Below are 17,547 nucleotides of genomic sequence, written 5' to 3' on the forward strand. Positions count from 1 at the left end.
CGGATGCGCAGGTCCTCCGCGCGGATGCGGATCGGCCGCAAGCCCGGTTGTGAACCCTGCCGCAGGCGCTGCCAGGGAACGGCGGCGCGGAGCGTCGCGACGAGGTCGAGCCGCCCCCGGCGCGGGTCGCCCGGCCGCGCGCCCGCGGGCCGGCCGCCGCGCGGATCGGCCTTCGCCGGACCGAAGCGCCCGGCCCGGGGGCCGGAGACGGGCGCGCCGGCTTCGAGCCGGGCGAGCAGGTCGGGCGGGATCGCCGCGCGCACGGCGGCGAGCACCACGTCGCCGGGCGGCTCCGGCGCGTGGCCGGGATCCTCGGGCGGTTCGGGAGTCTCGGCGGAGTCCGGCTCCGGCGCGTCGTCCGGCCCGTCCTGCGGCGGTGCCTCCGGGGCGGGCAGGGAGGTGGCGCGATGCGCCAGGACGAGGCGGGCCGCCTCGGTCAGCGCCGCCTCGCCCGGCTCGGGGACCGAGGCGTATCCGGGCGGTGTACTGGAATGGGCGCCCGTGATGGCACGCCCCACCCGCAGGGCCAGGAGCGGCGCCCGCGGCGAGGCGATGCCGAGGGCGGCGGCGGCGGTGCAGAGGGCGGCGACAGGGTCGGCGGCGGGATCGGGACGCGGCAAGTGTTCCTCATGCGCCGAGGCTCGGCCTTCAACGCCCAGGCCACCGACGGTGCTCCCAAACTCCAGCCCTCCCCCCTCTGCGGGGGAGGGTGGCCCGCGAAGCGGGTCGGGAGAGGGGAACCCGGCGTCCGGAAGAGGCGGAGCAGGGCCGAGGCGCAGCAGGCCCGGGCTCAAGCCCAAGCCCAAGCGCGTCAGGCCGGCCGGATGCAGGCGATGCAGCAGATGCAGGCGGCTCGGGCCCAGCAGGCCCAGGCGATGCGCGCCCAGCAGATGCAGCACTCCGCCCAGCGCCAGCAGATGATGCAGATGCAGGCCGCGCAGCGTCAGCAGGCGATGCAGCAGCGCCAGCAGGCCGCCCAGCATCAGCAGGCGATGCAGCGGGCCCCCATGCCGCAGCGGCCGGCCGGTCCGCCTCCGGGCGGTGGCGGCCATCGCCCCTGCCCGCCGGGCCAGCCCTGCCGCTAGGGTACGAAAAAAATCCGCTCGGGCGGGCCGCAGTCCCGGGCCGTTGTCATCCGGCGCTCGCCGAATCGGCGAACGGAGCGGCCGCAACCGCGTTAAGGCACGGCCCCGCCGATTCGCCGCGCCGAGGAAGAGACCCGCTCCGGCATGCTCGACAAGACTCGCTCCCGGCCGATCGGCCTCGCCTCGGTCGCGGCCGAGCCCCTCGCTCAGGCCGACCGGGACGCGACCACCTGGAAGATCGTGAGCTGGAACCTCCTGCGCCGAACCGGCGCGGCGGTGGGCGACCTCGTCGCCCTGATCGAGCAGGAGAGGCCCGACCTGCTGCTGATGCAGGAGGCAACGCGCTGCATCGGCGCCCTGCCGGACCGGGTCGGCGGCGCCTATGCCTGGGCGCAGCTGCCGAATCGGATTCACGGCCTCGCCATGTGGAGTCCGACACCCTGGACCGTGCAGCCCCGGGTGATCGAATTGCCCTCCGGCGCGATGTTCGACCGCGTCTGCCAAGTGCTCGATTTCGGCGGCGTCGGCGTCGCCAACGTCCATCTCTCGCATGGCCAGGTGCTGAACCGGCGCCAGCTCCGCCGCATCATCGCGACGCTGCCGGAGCGGGCCGCAATCCTCGGCGACTACAACATCGTCGGCCCGGCCCTGATGCCGGGCTTCCGCGATGTGGGGCCGCGCGCGCCGACCCACGCGATGGCGCAGATGGTGCCGCTGCGCCTCGACCGCTGCCTCGTGCGCGGCCTCGCCTGCCACGAGCGGGCGGTGCTGCCGCGCGGTCCCTCGGACCACCGGCCGATCGTGGTGCACCTGCGCGAGGCGCCGGAGGCGGAGCGGCCGGTGCGCCTCCGGCCGACGCCGATGGACCGCTTCGCCAACCGCCTCTCGGCCTCGATCCGGCGCCGCAAGGATCACCGGTAGGACGGATCACAGATAAGGCAGCATCAGCCGCGCCGCGGCATTGCGCAGGCGCACGGCCAGCGGCAGCGCGACGATGTCGCCCAAGAGAAGCTGCGTCTCCATCTTGCCCGCGATGAAGCGCCCGAGTTCCGCCGCCATCGCCGCGTCGTAGAGCTCGACGTTCAGCTCGAAGTTCAGGCGGAAGCTGCGCATGTCCCAGTTGGCGCTGCCGACGAAGCACCACGCGCCGTCGATCACCAGCGCCTTGGAATGGTCGAAGGGTGGCTCGTCGAGCCAGATCCGGACCCCGCTCTTGAGGAGCGGCGGCACGTGGGCGCGCGTCGCCCAGTCCACGAAGGGATGGTCGCTGCGGCGAGGGATGACCACGTCGACAGTGACGCCGCGCTCGGCCGCGAGCGCGAGGGCACTCATCACCACCTCGTCCGGCAGGAAGTAGGGCGTCACGAGGCGCACGCTCTCGCGGGCGCCGTTGAGCGCGTGCAGGATGACCGATTCGATCTTCTCGACATCGGCGTCGGGCCCCGAGGTCACGGCCCGGGCGATGGTCGGGCCCAGGGGAACGAGGTCGGGGAACCAGGCCGGCCCGTCCAGGATCTCGCCGTCCACGAAGGCCCAGTCGCTGGCGAAGGCCATCATCAGCTGCTCGACCACCGGCCCCTCGATCCGGAAATGGGTGTCGCGGATCGGATGGTCCGGCCGCGAGGCGAGGCGGTTCGGCTGCGAGATGTTGACCCCGCCGGTGAAGGCGATCCGCCCGTCGGCGATCAGCAGCTTCTTGTGGTTGCGCAGGTTGAGGAAGGGCATCCGCCAGGGCAGGGCCGAGTGCATGAACAGGCCCGCCGGCACCCCGGCCGCGCGCAGGCGGCGGTAGGCGAGCGCGCGGAAATAGCCGCCGCCGATGCCGTCGATGATCACCCGCACCGCGACGCCGCGCGCCTTCGCCCGGGCGAGCGCGTCGCAGAAGGTGCGGCCGGTCGGATCGTCGCGGAAGATGTAGCTCGTCAAGACGAGGCTCTCGCGGGCCCCATCGATCACCTCGAGCATGGCCGGGTAGGCCTGGTCGCCGTTGCGGTAGAGGCGCACCGCGTTGCCGGCGAGCGCAGGCAGGCCGGTGATGCGGCGCAAGGCCCGGTCGAGGGGCCACAGGATGCGGGGCACCACCGCATCCTCCTGGCTCGGGGCCTCCAGCGCCTCGGAGGGCTTGGTGCGCAGGCGCCGGGCGCGCCGCGTCACCCGGTTGATGCCGAACATCAGGTAGAGCACGGTGCCGAGGATCGGCGTGAGCCAGGCGAGGCCGACCCAGGCCACCGCGACGCTGACCCGCCGCTTGCGCATCAGCGCGTGCACCGTGACGGCGAGCGCCAGCAGCGTGCCGATGACGGCGAGGACGTCGGCCCGCAGGACGGCGGTGGACTGGACCCAGCGGATCAGTGCGTCTTCCAAGGAGCCATGTTCCGTTCGGGATGCCCGGTGCCGATATAGGCGCGCCGCGCCGCCGGGCAGGGCACCCGTTCGGAGTTTTCCGCAGGTCGCCGAGGCGGGGGCGGGGCCCGTCCCGAAAATGCCGGGCTCTGCTGCGAGGGGCCCGCCCATGCCGATGCCGATCCTGCCGCCCGCCCCGCCGGCCCTCACCGCGCGGGTGGCCGCCGCCTGCGATCCCGCAACCCGCGCGCGCCTGCTCGCGCCGCCCAGCGCGGACGGGGACAGCGTCGCGCTCACCTGCTCCGTGCGCCTCGCCCCCGGCGACCGGGTGCTGAAGCGCATCGTGCTCGAAGGGCGGGCCGCCTCCGGCGTCACCCTCGACTGCGCGGGCGCGGCGATCGGCAGGCCGGGCGAGCCCGCCCGCCTCGACGCGGTCACGGTCGCCATCCGCTCCCGGCCGCCGTCTCGGCCGGGCGAGTCCTGGGAGCGGCCCTCCGGCATCACGATCCGCGACTGCGCGGTGTTCGGCCATGTCCGGATCTGGGGCATGGGCGTGAACGGGCAGGCGCCGGCGCTCCGCGAATCCTCGCACAGCCTCGGCCATACCGAGCGGGCGCAAGCGGCCGCGCCGACCGACATCACCATCAGCGGCACCACGATCACCGCGTCCGGCCCGATCCCGCTCTATCTCGGCCCCGGCGTGACCCGCGTGACGCTGACGGGCTCGCGGCTCGCCGGCCGCACGGTTGCCACCGCCCTCTATCTCGACGCCGAGAGCGCCGAGAACCGGATCGAGGACAACGACGTCGTCGCCGAGACCGGGCGCGAGGCGATCGCGGTGGACGGCTCGGCGCGCAACCGCATCACCGGCAACCGCTTCACGCTGAGCGGCCAGGGCGGCGTGCGGCTCTACCGGAATTGCGGGGAGGGGGGCACGGTGCGCCACCAGACCCCGTCCGACAACGTGATCACCGGCAACGTCTTCCGCGGCGTCGGCCTGTTCGGGGCGGACGCCATCGTGGTCAATTCCCGCAACGGCTGGCGACTCTATTGCGGCGAGGATGCCGGCTACCCATTCGGCAGCAGCCTCGACAATGCAGACGGAGGCACGGGGAACGTCGTGGCGCCGAACCGGGTGGAGTAGTCGCGGACGCCCCTGCGAGCGCGGGGCGGGGCACACGCTTGCGAGGCCGAGGATTATAGGGCTTCAAGGCGACGCGAATGCGCCCTTAGAAACCTATGAACGAGGTTTTTTTGGACATGGTCGGCCAAGCTTGACCGTATGTGTTTCCGGATTGTAACGGCCGAACGCTGATCCAGGTTGGTGTGCGTCCGTGGCCGTCTCGAACATGAAAATCAGACCCCTCCGTGCACCGGCCGCTTCGGTCGCCCTCGTGCTCGCGGTCCAATCGGGGTCGTTGATCGCCATCGCATCGAGCTCGGCCGCGGCTCGCGGCGCGGCCGACGCCTCTCAGGAGGTGCAGCTCGACGAATTGTCGGTGCTCGGCAATGTTGGACCAGCCGGCAAGGCGGATGGCTATCTCGCCAGGGACAGCGTCAGCGCCACGCGCACCGATACGCCGCTGCGCGCGGTGCCGCAGACGGTCGTGGTCGTGCCCGATCAGGTTCTCAAAGACGCCGCCGCGACCCGTGTCGACAGCGCGCTCGACCTCGCCGGCGTCGGCCGGGCGAACAATTTCGGGGGGCTCGGCCTGACCGAGTTCACCATCCGCGGCTTCTTCACGGGCGACTATTACCGCAACGGCTTCCCGATCAATCGCGGCTACCCGAACTCGCCCGACATTGCCTCGATCGAGCGGATCGAGGTTCTGAAGGGGCCCTCGGCCTTCCTCTACGGGCGCGGCGATCCGGGCGGCACCTTCAACATCGTCACCAAGCAGCCCCTGGCCGAGCGCTCCCTCACGATCGGAACCGAGTACGGCAGCTTCAACCAGAAGCGCAGCACCGTCGATGCCACGGGTCCTCTCGATCAGGAGGGCCGGGTTCTCGCCCGCCTCACGGGCGCGGTCGAGGACAACGGCAGCTTCCGCGACTTCGTGCACAGCGACCGCTACTATCTCGCCCCGGTGATCGCCTGGAAGCCGTCGGCCGATACCACGATCACCCTGGAAGGCGAGGTGCTGAGCTCCGCGGCGACTTTCGACCGCGGTATCGTGCCGATCAACGGCAATCTGGGCGCCGTGCCGCGGAACCGCTTCATCGGCGAGCCAGGCATCCCGCAGACCCGCAACGACAACGCGCTCGGCCAGCTCCGCATCGAGCACCGGCTCGACCCGGATTGGGTGGTGACCGCGGGCGCGCAAGGACTCGGCGGCCGTATCCACGGCGCCGGCGTGGGCGCCACAAACGTGCTCGGCGACGGGCGCACCCTGCGGCGCACCTTCGAGCCTCGCGACTTGAGCTGGGCCGATCTGGACCTTCAGCTCAACCTCGCGGGCAAGTTCGAGACCGGCGCCCTCCGCCACACCCTCCTGATGGGCTTCGAGTACGACAGCTTCCGGTACCGAGAGAATTTCAACCGCTCGAACGTGAACACCAATCCGTTCGTCCTCGACCTGCTCGCGCCCCGCTACGGGCAAGTTCCACTGCCGCCGCCGGTCTCGATCACCAATTTCCTCCAGAACACGCAGAGTTTCGGGGGCTACATCCAAGACCAGATCGACATCACCGCGCGTCTCCACGCCCTCGTCGGCGTGCGCGTGGAGGATCTCGGCCTCGTCTCGACGGATTATCGGACCGGCCGCACCACGAGCCTCCAAGGGACCGTCGCAACGCCGCGGTTCGGCCTTGTCTACGATCTGACCGACGCGGTCTCGCTCTACGGCAATTACGGCCGCTCCTTCCGGCCGAACACCGGCACGGACCGGGCGGGCCGGCCCTTCGCCTTCGAGCAGGGCGAGGGCTACGAAGCTGGCGCGAAGCTCAGCCTCCTCGACGGGACCTTGAGCGCCACGGCGGCGCTGTTCGATATTCGGCGCACCAACGTCCTCACCGTCGATCCCGTCGATCCGAACTTCAGCGTCGCGACCGGTGAGGTTCGCAGCCGGGGCTTCGATCTGACCGTCGCAGGCAATCTATCACCCGGCTGGCGCGTGTTCGGCACCTACACGCACGCCGACGCCGCGGTCTCGCGCAACACAACGCTGCCGGTTGGGACACGGATCGCCAACATCCCCGCGGACAGTCTCGCCGTCCAGAGCGTCTATGAGTTCCAAGGGCCGGATCTGCGTGGCCTCGGCCTGGGTGCTGGCGTGACCTATGTCGGCCAACGTGCGGCCGGCACTGCGCTCTCGACCTTCCGGTTGCCGGAATACACGATTTTCAACCTGATTTCGTATTACTGGATCACGCCGGAGGTGCGGATTTACCTCAACGTCGACAACCTGCTCGACACGACCTACTACGACCGTGCCTATCAGAACCGCTACGCGACACCGGGCGCGCCCCGGACGATCATGGGCGGTGTGGCGGCCCGGTTCTAGAGCCATTGTTTTAACGCGCTCTCTTTCGCCGAACCGGCATCCACTTCGGCGGAGCGCACTCTAAGGCGTTGTCCGCGGACGAGGCTGCCGGTCCCGCGAAGGACAATGCGGCACCCTCGCTCGGTTAGCGTGTATAACTGGCCGCCTGCTCAACCCCCTGCCATGACCAGCGCCCAGAACCGGCGGTAGCGGGTGCCGGGCGCATCGACCCGGGCGATGCCGATGCGGCGGATCTGCGGGATCAGCATGTTGGCATTGTGCTGGGGCGAGGCCTTCCAGCGGGCGAGCACCTGATCGAAGGTCTCCGAGCCCGCGCTCAGGTTCTCGGCCGTGTGGGTCCGCCCGAGGCCGGCGGCGGCCATGCGCGAGGTGAAGGTGCCGCCGAGATCGTGGCTGAGCTGGCCGGCCCGGGCGTTGTTGCCCGCCTGGAAGGCGGCGGCCGTCACGAGGCCGGGATCGATCGTGACCGGGCCGAGCCCGTGCTGCGCCCGGTAGCGCGAGATCGCCGCCGCGGCGGCGGCCTCGTCGAGCACCACGGGCGTCACGGGCCCTGCCGATTCGGGCAGGATCGCGGGGGTCCCGCAGGCCGAGAGGCCGAGGACGAGGCAGGCGAGGAGGGCGGCGCGGAAGGTCTGCACGGCAAGGCGGGTCGCGTGACGGGGAGGCGCCTCCCTTGTCTGCGGCTGCGGCGAAAGCGGGGCGGCGCCGGCCGCCGCGCCATCGCGCCCGCCCGGTGTGGCATGGGCGTCACGCCGCCGGGCGCCTCGGTGCGCCCGGCCCCTCACCGGCGCGTCGACATCGCCATGAACCGGTCCCGCGGTGGGCCTCGGTCAGGTCCCCTGCTCGGCCACCGGCGCGAACGCGCGCAGGAGCGCCGGGTCGAGATGGCCACGCTCGGCCGCCATGGCGGCCAGCGCCTCGCGCGGGGCCAGAGGCTTGCGATAGGCCCGCCGCTCGGTCAGCGCCGAGAACACGTCGCAGATCGCGGTGAGCAGGGTGAGGTCGGAGATGGCGGGCCCGGCGAGACGGTCCGGATAGCCCATTCCGTCGATGCGCTCGTGATGGTGGCGCACCACCGCGATCACCTCCGGCTCGATGCCCTGGGCTTCGAGGAGGTCCGCGCCGATCACGGGATGCCGGCACATCAGGCGCCATTCCTCGGGCGAGAGCCGGCCCGGCTTGTTCAGGATCTCGGCTGGGATCCGCGACTTGCCGATATCGTGCAGGAGCGCGGCCCGCGCGAGGCGCTCTTGGTCGGCTCCGTTCAGGCCGAGCACCGCGCCGAAGGCGGCCGCGTAGCCCGCCACGCTCAAGGTGTGCTGGTAGACGCCGGCATCGTGGCGCCAGACGATGTCGAGCCAGGTGCGGATCCCCGCCTCGGACACGGCCGCCAGCACGATCTCCGTCCCCTGCTCGATCGCGGCCGGGTCGATCCGGGCCCCGAGCGCCGCGCTGTCGAACAGGTCGGCCACGATTCCGGTGGCCGCCGCGCCCTGCTCGTGCAGCTTGCGGCCGCGGGCACGGACGTCGCGGGTGGCCGCCTCGATCATCGCGAAGATGCCGGCGAGCACCGTCTCGCGCGGGGCCGCGACGGGCAGGACGCGGGAGGCGGCCGGCAGCCGCACCGGGCGGCTGTCGCTGCGGGCCAGCACCAGGCGGGGCACGCTGCGCCACGGGCCCTGGTCGAGGATGGTCGAAGCGGTGGCGAGTCCCGCGGCATCGAGGTCGATCACCGCGAGCCGCGCCGCGCCGCGGCCGGGCAGGGCCTCCCCGGTCTCGGCGGTCAGGCAGGTGATGACATGGCCGATGGCGCGCGCGAGTGCCGCTCGCTCGGACGGCCGGTCCGAGAGCAGCAGGACGAAGGGATCGTCCTCGATGCGGGCGCCCAGTGCCACGTCAGCGCCCTCGACGGCTCGCTATGGGTCAACGGTTTATTGACCATAGCACCGAATTGGTGAGCGAATCCTTGCGCAGACCACGCAGGTCCGCGAATCGCCCAGCCGGCGCAACACATTCACGAGATCGGACCGGCCTCCGGTCGGCCGGACAGGCCCGGCGGCGTCTCAGTCGAGGTAGTGCCCGTAGGTGTCGACGTGCTGGGCGAGGCCGAGGCCGTGGTCCCGTACGAGCTGCTCCGCCCGCCCGGTCTCCCGCGCCTCGAGGGCCTTGATGATCGCCACGTGCTCGCGGATCGACTTCTCGGCGCGCTCGCCCTGGCGCAGGGCCGTGTTGCGGATGCCGCGGACATGCATCAGCAGATTGCTCGACAGGCCGGCGATGACCTCGCACTGGCCGAGCGAGATGATCTTCTGGTGGAAGCGGATGTTGGCGTCCGAGTACTCGTCGATGTGCTCGGACGGGCGGCCCTCGTAGAATTCGGGAAACTCGTCGCGCAGCGACTTGAGCTGCGCGTCGCTCGCCCGGGAGCAGGCGAGGCGCGCCGCCATGCTCTCCAGCGCCGCCCAGGCGTGGATCATCCCGACGATCTCGGCCTTCGTCTTCTTGATCACGAAGATGCCGCGCCGCGCCTCGGAGCGCACGAAGCCCTCCTGCTCCAGCACGGTCAGCGCCTCGCGCACGGGGGTGCGGCTGACGCCGAGATCCTGCGAGAGCTTGCGCTCGTCGAGCCGGACCTCGTCGGGCCGGCCATACAGGTCCATGTTCGTGATAGCCTGCTTCAGCGCTTCATAGGCCAGCGTGCGCAGGCTCGACGTCGCGACGATCGGCTTGATGCTGAACTGTTCCGTGTTCGACATCCTGGACCCAGAGTCTGTTGCATGACCGCGGCTCTGCGACCGCTTCCCAACCGAGACCTAGCGGAATCCGTATTCGGCTCCTAGCGGGCGATTGCGAAAGCCCACAGAGAGCCGCGCATCCGCGCCGACCCGACCTCTCCCTATATCGGTATTGGGCATACCACGTGTCAAATCCGCTGCGTAGGAGCCGGCCCGCCGCAGGCTGGGGACAGGGCGACCGACACGTCTCCGTGCCCGAGAGCGGGGCGTTTCAGGCCGCCTGCACTTTTATTCCATGGCGATTGACAGAGAGGTGAGATTCGGCACAAAATCGCAACTGGTATACCGTCGACCATGTGAGGTCGCGGATTAAGACCCGCGGACGCTCGTGCATGACTGATTTTGCGGCACCCGACAAGAACGAGAAAACGCAGACACCGCTCGAGAAGCATTAGGAGGAACACCCATGTCTGAGTCCGAGGTAGGGATAGGCCGCGGCCGCTGGCTGCAACTGGTCTTCGGGATCGTGTGCATGTGCATGATCGCGAACATGCAATACGGCTGGACCTTCTTCGTGAACCCGATGCAGGAGCGTCACGGCTGGGACCGTGCCGCGATCCAGATCGCGTTCACGCTCTTCGTCGTCACCGAGACCTGGCTGGTCCCGGTCGAGGGCTGGTTCGTCGACAAGTACGGTCCGCGGATCGTCACCCTGTTCGGTGGCCTGCTCTGCGGCATCTCGTGGATCATGAACTCCTACGCCGACAGCCTCGGGCTGCTCTACGTCGCGGCGGCCATCGGCGGCACCGGCGCGGGCGCAGTCTACGGCACCTGCGTCGGCAACTCGCTGAAGTGGTTCCCGGACCGCCGCGGCCTCGCCGCCGGCCTCACCGCCATGGGCTTCGGCGCGGGCTCGGCGCTCACGGTCGTGCCGATCCAGGCGATGATCAAGTCCCAGGGCTACGAGGCCGCCTTCTTCTGGTTCGGCATCGGCCAGGGCATCATCGTCATGGCGATCGCCCTGTTCCTCAAGGCGCCGAAGGCCGGCACGCTCCCGACCGTGGCCAAGGTCAGCCAGAGCCGGCGCGACTACAAGCCGTCCGAGATGGTGAAGACGCCGATCTTCTGGGTGATGTACGCGATGTTCGTGATGATGGCCGCGGGCGGCCTGATGGCGACCGCGCAGCTCGGACCGATCGCGAAGGACTTCCACATCGCCGACGTCCCGGTGAGCCTGCTCGGCATCACCCTGCCGGCGCTGACCTTCGCGGCCACCCTCGACCGCGTCCTCAACGGCGTGACGCGCCCGTTCTTCGGCTGGGTCTCCGACCATATCGGCCGCGAGAACACGATGTTCCTGTCCTTCGGCATCGAGGGCGTCGGCATCTACGCGCTCAGCGTCTTCGGTCACGACCCGATCGCCTTCGTGATCCTGACCGGCCTCGTGTTCTTCGCCTGGGGCGAGATCTACTCGCTGTTCCCCGCGACCTGCGGCGACACCTTCGGCACGAAGTACGCGGCCACCAATGCGGGCCTGCTCTACACCGCCAAGGGCACCGCCGCGCTCATCGTGCCCTATACCAGCGTGCTGACCACCATGACCGGCTCCTGGCACACGGTGTTCCTGCTCGCCGCGGGCCTGAACATCCTGGCCGCCTTCATGGCCCTGTTCGTGCTCAAGCCGATGCGCGCGCACTACACCAAGTCGGCCGAGGCGCCGATCCAGACGGTGGCCGCCCAGTAGCGGGAGGGCTCGGCTTGGCCTTGGGCTAGAGCCGGCCTTGGGCTAGGCATCGGACCCGGCGCCCCGCGGCGCCGGGTCCTTTCGTTTTCCGGGGGCGCGCATGGCGCGGCACGACGCTTTCAAGGTCCGCACGGCCATCGTGGAGGCGGCGCGCAGCCTCAACGGGCTCGGGCTCAACCAGGGCACGGCCGGCAATATCAGCCTGCGTTGGGAGGACGGCCTGCTGATCACGCCCTCCGGCCTGCCCTACGAGACGATGAGCGCCGACGACATCGTGTTCATGGAACTCGACGGCGCCTACGACCACCGGCTGAAGCCCTCCTCGGAATGGCGCTTCCACCGGGACATCCTGGCGCGCCGCCCGGACGTCAACGCGGTGGTGCATGCCCATCCGATCTACTGCACGGCCTTCGCCATGTGCCGCCAGGAGATCCCGGCCGTGCACTACATGATCGCCGCCGCCGGCGGACCGACCGTGCGCTGCGCGCCCTACGCCACCTTCGGCACGCCCGAGCTCTCGGCGCACGCCCTGGCGGCGCTGGAAGGGCGGAGCTGCTGCCTGCTGGCCAATCACGGCATGATCGCGACGGGGCCGGACCTGCCGAAGGCCCTCTGGCTGGCGGTGGAGCTGGAGACGCTCTGCCGGCAATACGCCGTCGCGCTCCAGGTCGGCACGCCGGTCATCCTGCCCGACGACGAGATCGCCCGGAACGTCGAGAAGTTCAGGAGCTACGGGCTGAAGGCGCAGGATCGTCCGGACTGACGCCGTCGGCCTTCTCCCATCCGCGGTCTCGGAGCTCGTTTGAGCAGATCGCGCGGGGTTCTTATCCGGCGGATGCTCTCCTCGACCTCGTCCTGAGGTGGATGGGTGGGACGAGCATCATCTCCCGTTCCCGCTCAAGCAGGCTCTCAGGTGCCGAGGATCGTCCCCACGGCGAGGCCGCTCTCCTGGGCGAAGGCTGCGGCCGAGACCTTCTTGCCGCCCTCGGCCTTCACCCGGAACACCTCGATCTGGCCGCCCTGGACGGTCACGCGGATCGATTCGTCGCCGATCGCCGCGACCTCGCCGGGCTTGCCCTTCACGGCACTGAGCGTCCGCGTCGGATGCAGGCGCGCGTCGAAGATCTGCAGCTTGGCGCCGTTGACGGTGGTCCAGGCGCCCGGGGCGGGGTTGGCCGCGCGGATCAGGTTGTAGACCTGGGTGGCGTGGTTCGCCCAGTTGATCCGGGCCTCGGCGGCGCGGAACCAGCCCTCGTAGCTCGCCGCGTCCTCATCCTGATCGATCTCGACATGCTCGCCCGCGACCACGAGGTCGGCGGCCTCCAGCATCGCCTGCACGCCCATCGGGAAGAGGCTCTTGAAGTAGACGTCGCCGATCGTGTCGTCGGGCCCGATCTCGCAGGTCTTCTGGAGGATGACCGGGCCCTCGTCGAGGCCGTCGGTCGGCCGGAAGATCGTCAGGCCGGTGGCCGTGTCGCCCTTGGCGATCGGCCAGTTGATCGAGGAGGGGCCGCGATACTGCGGCAACAGCGAGGGATGGTACTGGATCGTGCCGTGCGTCGGGATGCTGACGAAGCTCTGCGGCGCGAATTGCAGCACGTAGGCCATCACCCCGATATCGGCATTCAGGCCGCGCATAGCCGCCTCGGCCTCGGGGCTCTTCAGGCTCGGGAACTGGAAGACCGGCAGCCCCTTCTCCTCGGCCGCGACCTTCAAGATGTCGGGCTTGGCGCCCGCCTTCTCGGGTGCGCAGAACACGCCGGCGACCGTGTCGCCGCGCTCCAGAAAGGCCTCAAGCACGGCCTTGCCGAAATCCTGCTGTCCGATGAAGGCGATGCGCATGAATGTCCCTTCGCTGCCTGCCGGCCGATCCGCTCTTCGGTCTCGACGGCGCCGCGGCCGGAAAAGGCCGCGGCGCCGATCGTATCACTCCGCGGCGATCTTCTGCACCGCGCCGATCGCGCCCGAATTGGCGATCTCGCCGATCTCGGACTCGTTGTAGCCGAGCACGTCGCGCAGGATCTCCTCGGTGTGCTCGCCGAGCAGGGGCGCGCGCGCCACCTCGGTCGGGCTCGCCGACAGCTTGATCGGGTTGCCGACCGTCAGGTGCTTGCCGCGGGTCGGATGATCGACCTCGACCACGGTGCCGGTGGCGCGCAAAGCCGGATCCTCGGCGATCTCCTTCATCGACAGGATCGGACCGCAGGGGATGTCGTACTTGTTGAGGATGTCCATCGCCTCGAACTTGTCGTGCTTCATCGTCCAGGCTTCGATGCGCGTGAAGATCTCGTTGAGATGCGGCAGGCGCGCCTTGGGCGTGGCGTAGGCCGGGTCGGTCTTCCAGCCGGGCTCGCCGATGATGTCGCAGATCGGCTCCCAGACCGGCCCTTGCGTGATGAAGTAGATATAGGCGTTGGGATCGTGCTCCCAGCCCTTGCACTTCAGGATGCGCCCGGGCTGGCCGCCGCCCGAATCGTTGCCCGCGCGCGGGGTGGCATCGCCGAAGGGAACGCCCTCGCCGAACTGGCTGTATTCCTTGAGCGGGCCGTGCGCCAGGCGCTGCTGGTCGCGCAGCTTGACGCGGCAGAGATTCAGCACGCCGTCCTGCATGGCGCAGTCGACCTTCTGGCCGAGCCCGCTATGGGTGCGGTGGAACAGGGCCGTGACGATGCCGAGCGCGAGGTGCAGGCCGGTGCCGGAATCGCCGATCTGGGCGCCGGTCACCATCGGGATGCCGTCGCGGAAACCGGTGGTCGAGGCCGAGCCGCCGGCGCACTGCGCGACGTTCTCGTAGACCTTGCAATCCTCGTAGCGGCCGGGGCCGAAGCCCTTCACCGAGGCGAGGATCATGCGCGGGTTGGTCTCGTGGATCTTCTCCCAGGTCAGGCCCATCCGGGCGAGCGCGCCGGGAGCGAAGTTCTCCACCAGCACGTCGCATTCCTTGATGAGGCGCCAGAGCACCTCCTTGCCCTTGGGATTCTTGGAGTCGAGCGTGATCGAGCGCTTGTTGTGGTTCAGCATCGTGAAATAGAGGCTGTCCACATCCGGGATGTCCTGGAGCTGGCCGCGGGTCGCGTCGCCGACGCCGGGACGCTCGACCTTGATCACGTCGGCGCCGAACCAGGCGAGAAGCTGCGTGCAGGTGGGACCGGACTGCACGTGGGTGAAGTCCAGAACCTTGATGCCTTCCAGGGCCTTGCTCATCGTCTTACTCGTCCTGAAACCGGTTGATCGGAATGCGGGTGCGGCGTGCCCCTGCCGGGTCTTTCGCCGTCCGCGCGGAACCCTGTTCGCCGGTCCGCCGGAGCCCCCTCCGGGCGCGGACCGCCTTCGCACGACGTGTATCTGGTATACGCGATCACGGATACATGAGCCGCCCCCGCGCGCCACTGCGGGAGACCGAGCGCAGCCCGGAGCCGTGACGGAGGCCGGAGGAAACCCTCAGGATTTGGAGGCGGCGGCGGCCTTCGCTCGGTAGGCCCGTGCGGCCCGCCTTGCCGGCTCGGATGCGGGCGCTGTGCCCCATGACCGCTCCCTCCCATGACTCGCGATGCCGCCCATGACGGCATCGTCGTTTCTGCCCAACGCGCCGGGTCTCGCGCGCCCGACCCGGCCCGCGCGGATCCCGTCGACCGCGACACGCTTCTGTTGGCATACCAGATGCCATGTGTCAAACATGTCCGGCTGTCTCACCCGGCCCGTTCGACTGATTTGTAGCCGGTTCGATCCCGGCTCAGCAGCGCATCGGACCACGCTGCACTGCACACGAAAAGATCTCGCGACAGCGAGATCGATGATTTCTTGACGGAGAGAGGGATTAAATTGCTTCACAAGGCGCCGTAGCGCGTTCATCCTGCGTGAAACAGAGCCGCGACAGCGGTGCGTCCAAGGAGATCTTCCATGCTGTCGAGCAGTCGCCTGATCAAGGCTTCCTGGATCGCGGTCGAAGTCACGCCCGAGCGCGCGGAGCGGGTTCTGGTGGTCGAGACCTACATCGCGGTCAGTCCGTTGGAGCGGAACTACGACGCGACCAAGTATGAGAAGGTGCTGGGCTGCGTGCGCTCGGTTCTCGAGGCGCATCCCGAGATCGACCGTGCCTCGATCCTGAGCATGCATCGGGATGCGGGCTGCACCGCCCTGTTCCGGGAGGCCCCCGCTGCCGCCTGATCCAGCCGCACTGGCCCCTGCCGGCGCGCCGTCGGCAGCAGCGGAGCCGGCCGCGCGCAGGCTCCGCGTCGCAGCGGAGGAGGACTCCCCGCATCGCGACGCGGCCGGGCCGCCACGCGGCCCCTGGAACCCCGGCATCGAATCGACGCTGCCGCGGGCCTTCCTGCCGCTCGCGACCGTCTTCCGCCCGGACAATGTCTCGACCTCCTTCGCGGAGGCACAGGAGCTGAGCGCCTTCTCCGGCCTGCCGCCCACCGAGGTGGTGGCGTTCCGGCCCGAGCGGCTCGTCGTCCACGAATTGCTGATCCGCGTGATGGCCGACCTCTCGGTCCCGGTCGGCGAGACCTACGGCGATCTCGGCGTGAATTTCCGGGCGATCGTCGCCCGCATCCGCTCGGCCTATGTCGAGCCGCATATGGATGAGATCCGCACCGAGCACGCGGCCGTGCGCGACGCGGTCGCGCAGCGCGTCGCCGCGGAGCTCGATGCGATTCACGCGCGTCCCGCGCCGGCCGAGGCGCCGCCCCGGCGGGGGCTGCTCGGCCTGCTCGGCCTCGGGAAGTCGCAGGAAGCGCCGGGCCCGGCCCCGCCTCTCGAGACCCGCGCCCTCGACCATCTCGCGGCCTGGGCGGAGCAGGCCGCGGGCGATGCCGTGGAAAAGGCCGCCCAGGCTGGCCTGGCCCGCGTGGTGTCCAGCCTGATCCGCCATCGCGGCGGCCTGATCGGCGATCCGGGCCTCGTCGCCGCGCTCGCGACCGTGCTCGCCGTCAACGATCTCGGCAGCCGCCGCATCGGCCGCCTGATCGAGCCGTGGTTCGCCGAGGCCGTAGCGCGCGAGGGCTACACCGCCGTGCGGCCCCAGGCCGACCCGATCGTGATGAACGTCAAGGGCGCCTCGGCCTCGGGCAAGAGCACCATGCGCCCCCTGCAGCGCGCCTTCGCCGAGCGGCTCGGCACGCCCTGGTCCGATTTCGCGGTGATCACGCCGGACATCTGGCGCAAGTTCCTGCTCGACTACGACAGCATCGGCGCCGCCTACGGCTATGCCGGCACGCTCACCGGGCACGAGGTCGAGATCGTCGACCGCAAGCTGGACCGCTACATGGCGCGCAAGGGCCGGGAAGGGCGGATCTCCCATCTCCTGATCGACCGCTTCCGCTTCGACAGCTTCAACGCCGTCTCCGGCACGCAGGACGGCAGCCAGCTCCTCACCCGCTTCGGCCGGCGGGTGTTCATGCTGTTCATGATCACGCCGCCCGAGGCGACGGTGGAGCGGGCCTGGCTCCGGGGCGAGCAGTTCGGCCGCTACAAGGCGGTGGACGACCTCCTGGCCCACAACGTCGAGGCCTTCACCGGCATGCCGGAGCTGTTCTTCACCTGGGCGCTGAACGCCGGCAAGGAAGTCCACTACGAGTTCCTGGACAACAGCGTGCCGCTCGGTGCCCGGCCGCGCACCGTCGCCTTCGGCACGAACGGGGCGATGGTGGTGCTCGACCTCTCAGGCATGCTCGCGATCGAGCGCTACCGGAAGATCGACATCGAGGCGCGCTCGGCCGCCGCAGTCTATCCGGACGCAGCGGCCCTCGCGCCGGAGCGCAACACCGGCTTCCTGCGGGCCTGCGTCCGGCGGATGCGCAGCGTCGACTTCGCCGATCCGCAGAGCGGGCAGGCCTATGCCCGCCACGCCGGGGGACGCCTGACCTGCCTCGACCGGGCCCTGTTCACCCGCGTGACCGCCGACGCGGATGCGCGCGCCGCCTTCGCGGCGATCGGCGGCGCGCGGCCCGAGACGGTGCCGGACGGCGCGGCCCAGCCCCCCGTCGCCCGCGACCGGACCGTGACCCTCGGCGCCTGGGCGGACGCGCCGGCCACCATCGCGGCGCCGGCCTGAAGTCGCGGTGTCGAGAGGGGTTACCCCTCTCGCGGGTCCAGGACGGAGCCCTGGCCTGAGAAGCACGAGCCGGGGCCCC

At 70.1% G+C, this 17,547-nt stretch carries 14 protein-coding genes and 1 pseudogene; 8 read left to right on the forward strand and 7 right to left on the reverse strand.

Going from position 1 to position 17,547, the window contains the following annotated elements; all coding sequences use genetic code 11:
- Nucleotides 1–620 (reverse strand): annotated as a pseudogene (gene bchD / locus MET9862_RS19645) (magnesium chelatase subunit D); the annotation flags it as partial.
- Nucleotides 621–833: 213 nt separating this feature from the next.
- On the opposite strand from bchD, the gene MET9862_RS19650 reads away from it, so the two are divergent.
- A complete protein-coding gene (locus tag MET9862_RS19650) occupies nucleotides 834–1,085 on the forward strand; it encodes a hypothetical protein (RefSeq protein ID WP_142584581.1) in 252 nt (83 codons plus the stop codon).
- A gap of 144 nt (nucleotides 1,086–1,229) precedes the next feature.
- Nucleotides 1,230–2,006 (forward strand): endonuclease/exonuclease/phosphatase family protein, encoded by a 777-nt coding sequence (locus MET9862_RS19655; protein ID WP_142584582.1) that lies wholly within the window; start codon nucleotides 1,230–1,232, stop codon nucleotides 2,004–2,006.
- 6 nt (nucleotides 2,007–2,012) lie between these two features.
- Here the strand turns inward: MET9862_RS19655 and MET9862_RS19660 are convergent, their stop codons facing one another.
- Nucleotides 2,013–3,449: a phospholipase D-like domain-containing protein gene (locus tag MET9862_RS19660; protein ID WP_142584583.1), complete on the reverse strand. Its 1,437-nt coding sequence runs from the start codon at nucleotides 3,447–3,449 to the stop codon at nucleotides 2,013–2,015.
- A 148-nt stretch (nucleotides 3,450–3,597) separates the two neighbouring features.
- Between MET9862_RS19660 and MET9862_RS19665 the strand changes: the two genes are divergently transcribed.
- Together MET9862_RS19665 and MET9862_RS19670 are read left to right on the forward strand one after the other, a co-directional pair.
- Nucleotides 3,598–4,572, forward strand: a complete 975-nt coding sequence (locus tag MET9862_RS19665; protein WP_185156938.1) for a right-handed parallel beta-helix repeat-containing protein — start codon at nucleotides 3,598–3,600, stop codon at nucleotides 4,570–4,572.
- A 205-nt stretch (nucleotides 4,573–4,777) separates the two neighbouring features.
- Nucleotides 4,778–6,931 (forward strand): TonB-dependent siderophore receptor, encoded by a 2,154-nt coding sequence (locus tag MET9862_RS19670; RefSeq protein WP_142584585.1) that lies wholly within the window; start codon nucleotides 4,778–4,780, stop codon nucleotides 6,929–6,931.
- 149 nt (nucleotides 6,932–7,080) lie between these two features.
- Here the strand turns inward: MET9862_RS19670 and MET9862_RS19675 are convergent, their stop codons facing one another.
- The 3 genes from MET9862_RS19675 to MET9862_RS19685 all read right to left on the reverse strand — a co-directional run bounded on the left by MET9862_RS19675 (nucleotide 7,081) and on the right by MET9862_RS19685 (nucleotide 9,687).
- Nucleotides 7,081–7,569, reverse strand: coding sequence for a CAP domain-containing protein (locus tag MET9862_RS19675; protein ID WP_142584586.1), 489 nt, complete (start codon nucleotides 7,567–7,569; stop codon nucleotides 7,081–7,083).
- Nucleotides 7,570–7,761: 192 nt separating this feature from the next.
- Nucleotides 7,762–8,826 carry an HD-GYP domain-containing protein gene (locus MET9862_RS19680; protein WP_185156939.1) on the reverse strand — a complete coding sequence of 355 codons (1,065 nt, stop codon included), beginning with the start codon at nucleotides 8,824–8,826 and terminating at the stop codon, nucleotides 7,762–7,764.
- Nucleotides 8,827–8,994: 168 nt separating this feature from the next.
- On the reverse strand, nucleotides 8,995–9,687 hold the full coding sequence (locus MET9862_RS19685) for a GntR family transcriptional regulator (protein WP_142584587.1): 693 nt from the start codon (nucleotides 9,685–9,687) through the stop codon (nucleotides 8,995–8,997).
- Nucleotides 9,688–10,132: 445 nt separating this feature from the next.
- On the opposite strand from MET9862_RS19685, the gene oxlT reads away from it, so the two are divergent.
- Both oxlT and MET9862_RS19695 read left to right on the forward strand, forming a co-directional pair.
- Entirely contained in the window at nucleotides 10,133–11,410 is a 1,278-nt protein-coding gene (gene oxlT, locus MET9862_RS19690) for an oxalate/formate MFS antiporter (RefSeq protein ID WP_142584588.1), read from the forward strand.
- A gap of 100 nt (nucleotides 11,411–11,510) precedes the next feature.
- Nucleotides 11,511–12,173: a class II aldolase/adducin family protein gene (locus MET9862_RS19695; RefSeq protein ID WP_142584589.1), complete on the forward strand. Its 663-nt coding sequence runs from the start codon at nucleotides 11,511–11,513 to the stop codon at nucleotides 12,171–12,173.
- 146 nt (nucleotides 12,174–12,319) lie between these two features.
- On the opposite strand, the gene MET9862_RS19700 is transcribed toward MET9862_RS19695, so the two are convergent.
- Nucleotides 12,320–13,252, reverse strand: a complete 933-nt coding sequence (locus MET9862_RS19700; protein WP_142584590.1) for a methionyl-tRNA formyltransferase — start codon at nucleotides 13,250–13,252, stop codon at nucleotides 12,320–12,322.
- 84 nt (nucleotides 13,253–13,336) lie between these two features.
- On the reverse strand, nucleotides 13,337–14,614 hold the full coding sequence (gene frc, locus MET9862_RS19705) for a formyl-CoA transferase (protein WP_142584591.1): 1,278 nt from the start codon (nucleotides 14,612–14,614) through the stop codon (nucleotides 13,337–13,339).
- Between the two features lie 696 nt (nucleotides 14,615–15,310).
- On the opposite strand from frc, the gene MET9862_RS19710 reads away from it, so the two are divergent.
- On the forward strand, nucleotides 15,311–15,577 hold the full coding sequence (locus MET9862_RS19710) for a hypothetical protein (RefSeq protein WP_142584592.1): 267 nt from the start codon (nucleotides 15,311–15,313) through the stop codon (nucleotides 15,575–15,577).
- Nucleotides 15,531–17,468 (forward strand): DEAD/DEAH box helicase family protein, encoded by a 1,938-nt coding sequence (locus MET9862_RS19715; RefSeq protein WP_244612807.1) that lies wholly within the window; start codon nucleotides 15,531–15,533, stop codon nucleotides 17,466–17,468. Before MET9862_RS19710 ends, MET9862_RS19715 begins: the two co-directional genes overlap by 47 nt.
- The last annotated feature ends 79 nt before the right edge of the window (nucleotides 17,469–17,547 follow it).

The sequence above is a fragment of the Methylobacterium symbioticum genome, assembly GCF_902141845.1.
GTDB lineage: Bacteria > Pseudomonadota > Alphaproteobacteria > Rhizobiales > Beijerinckiaceae > Methylobacterium > Methylobacterium symbioticum.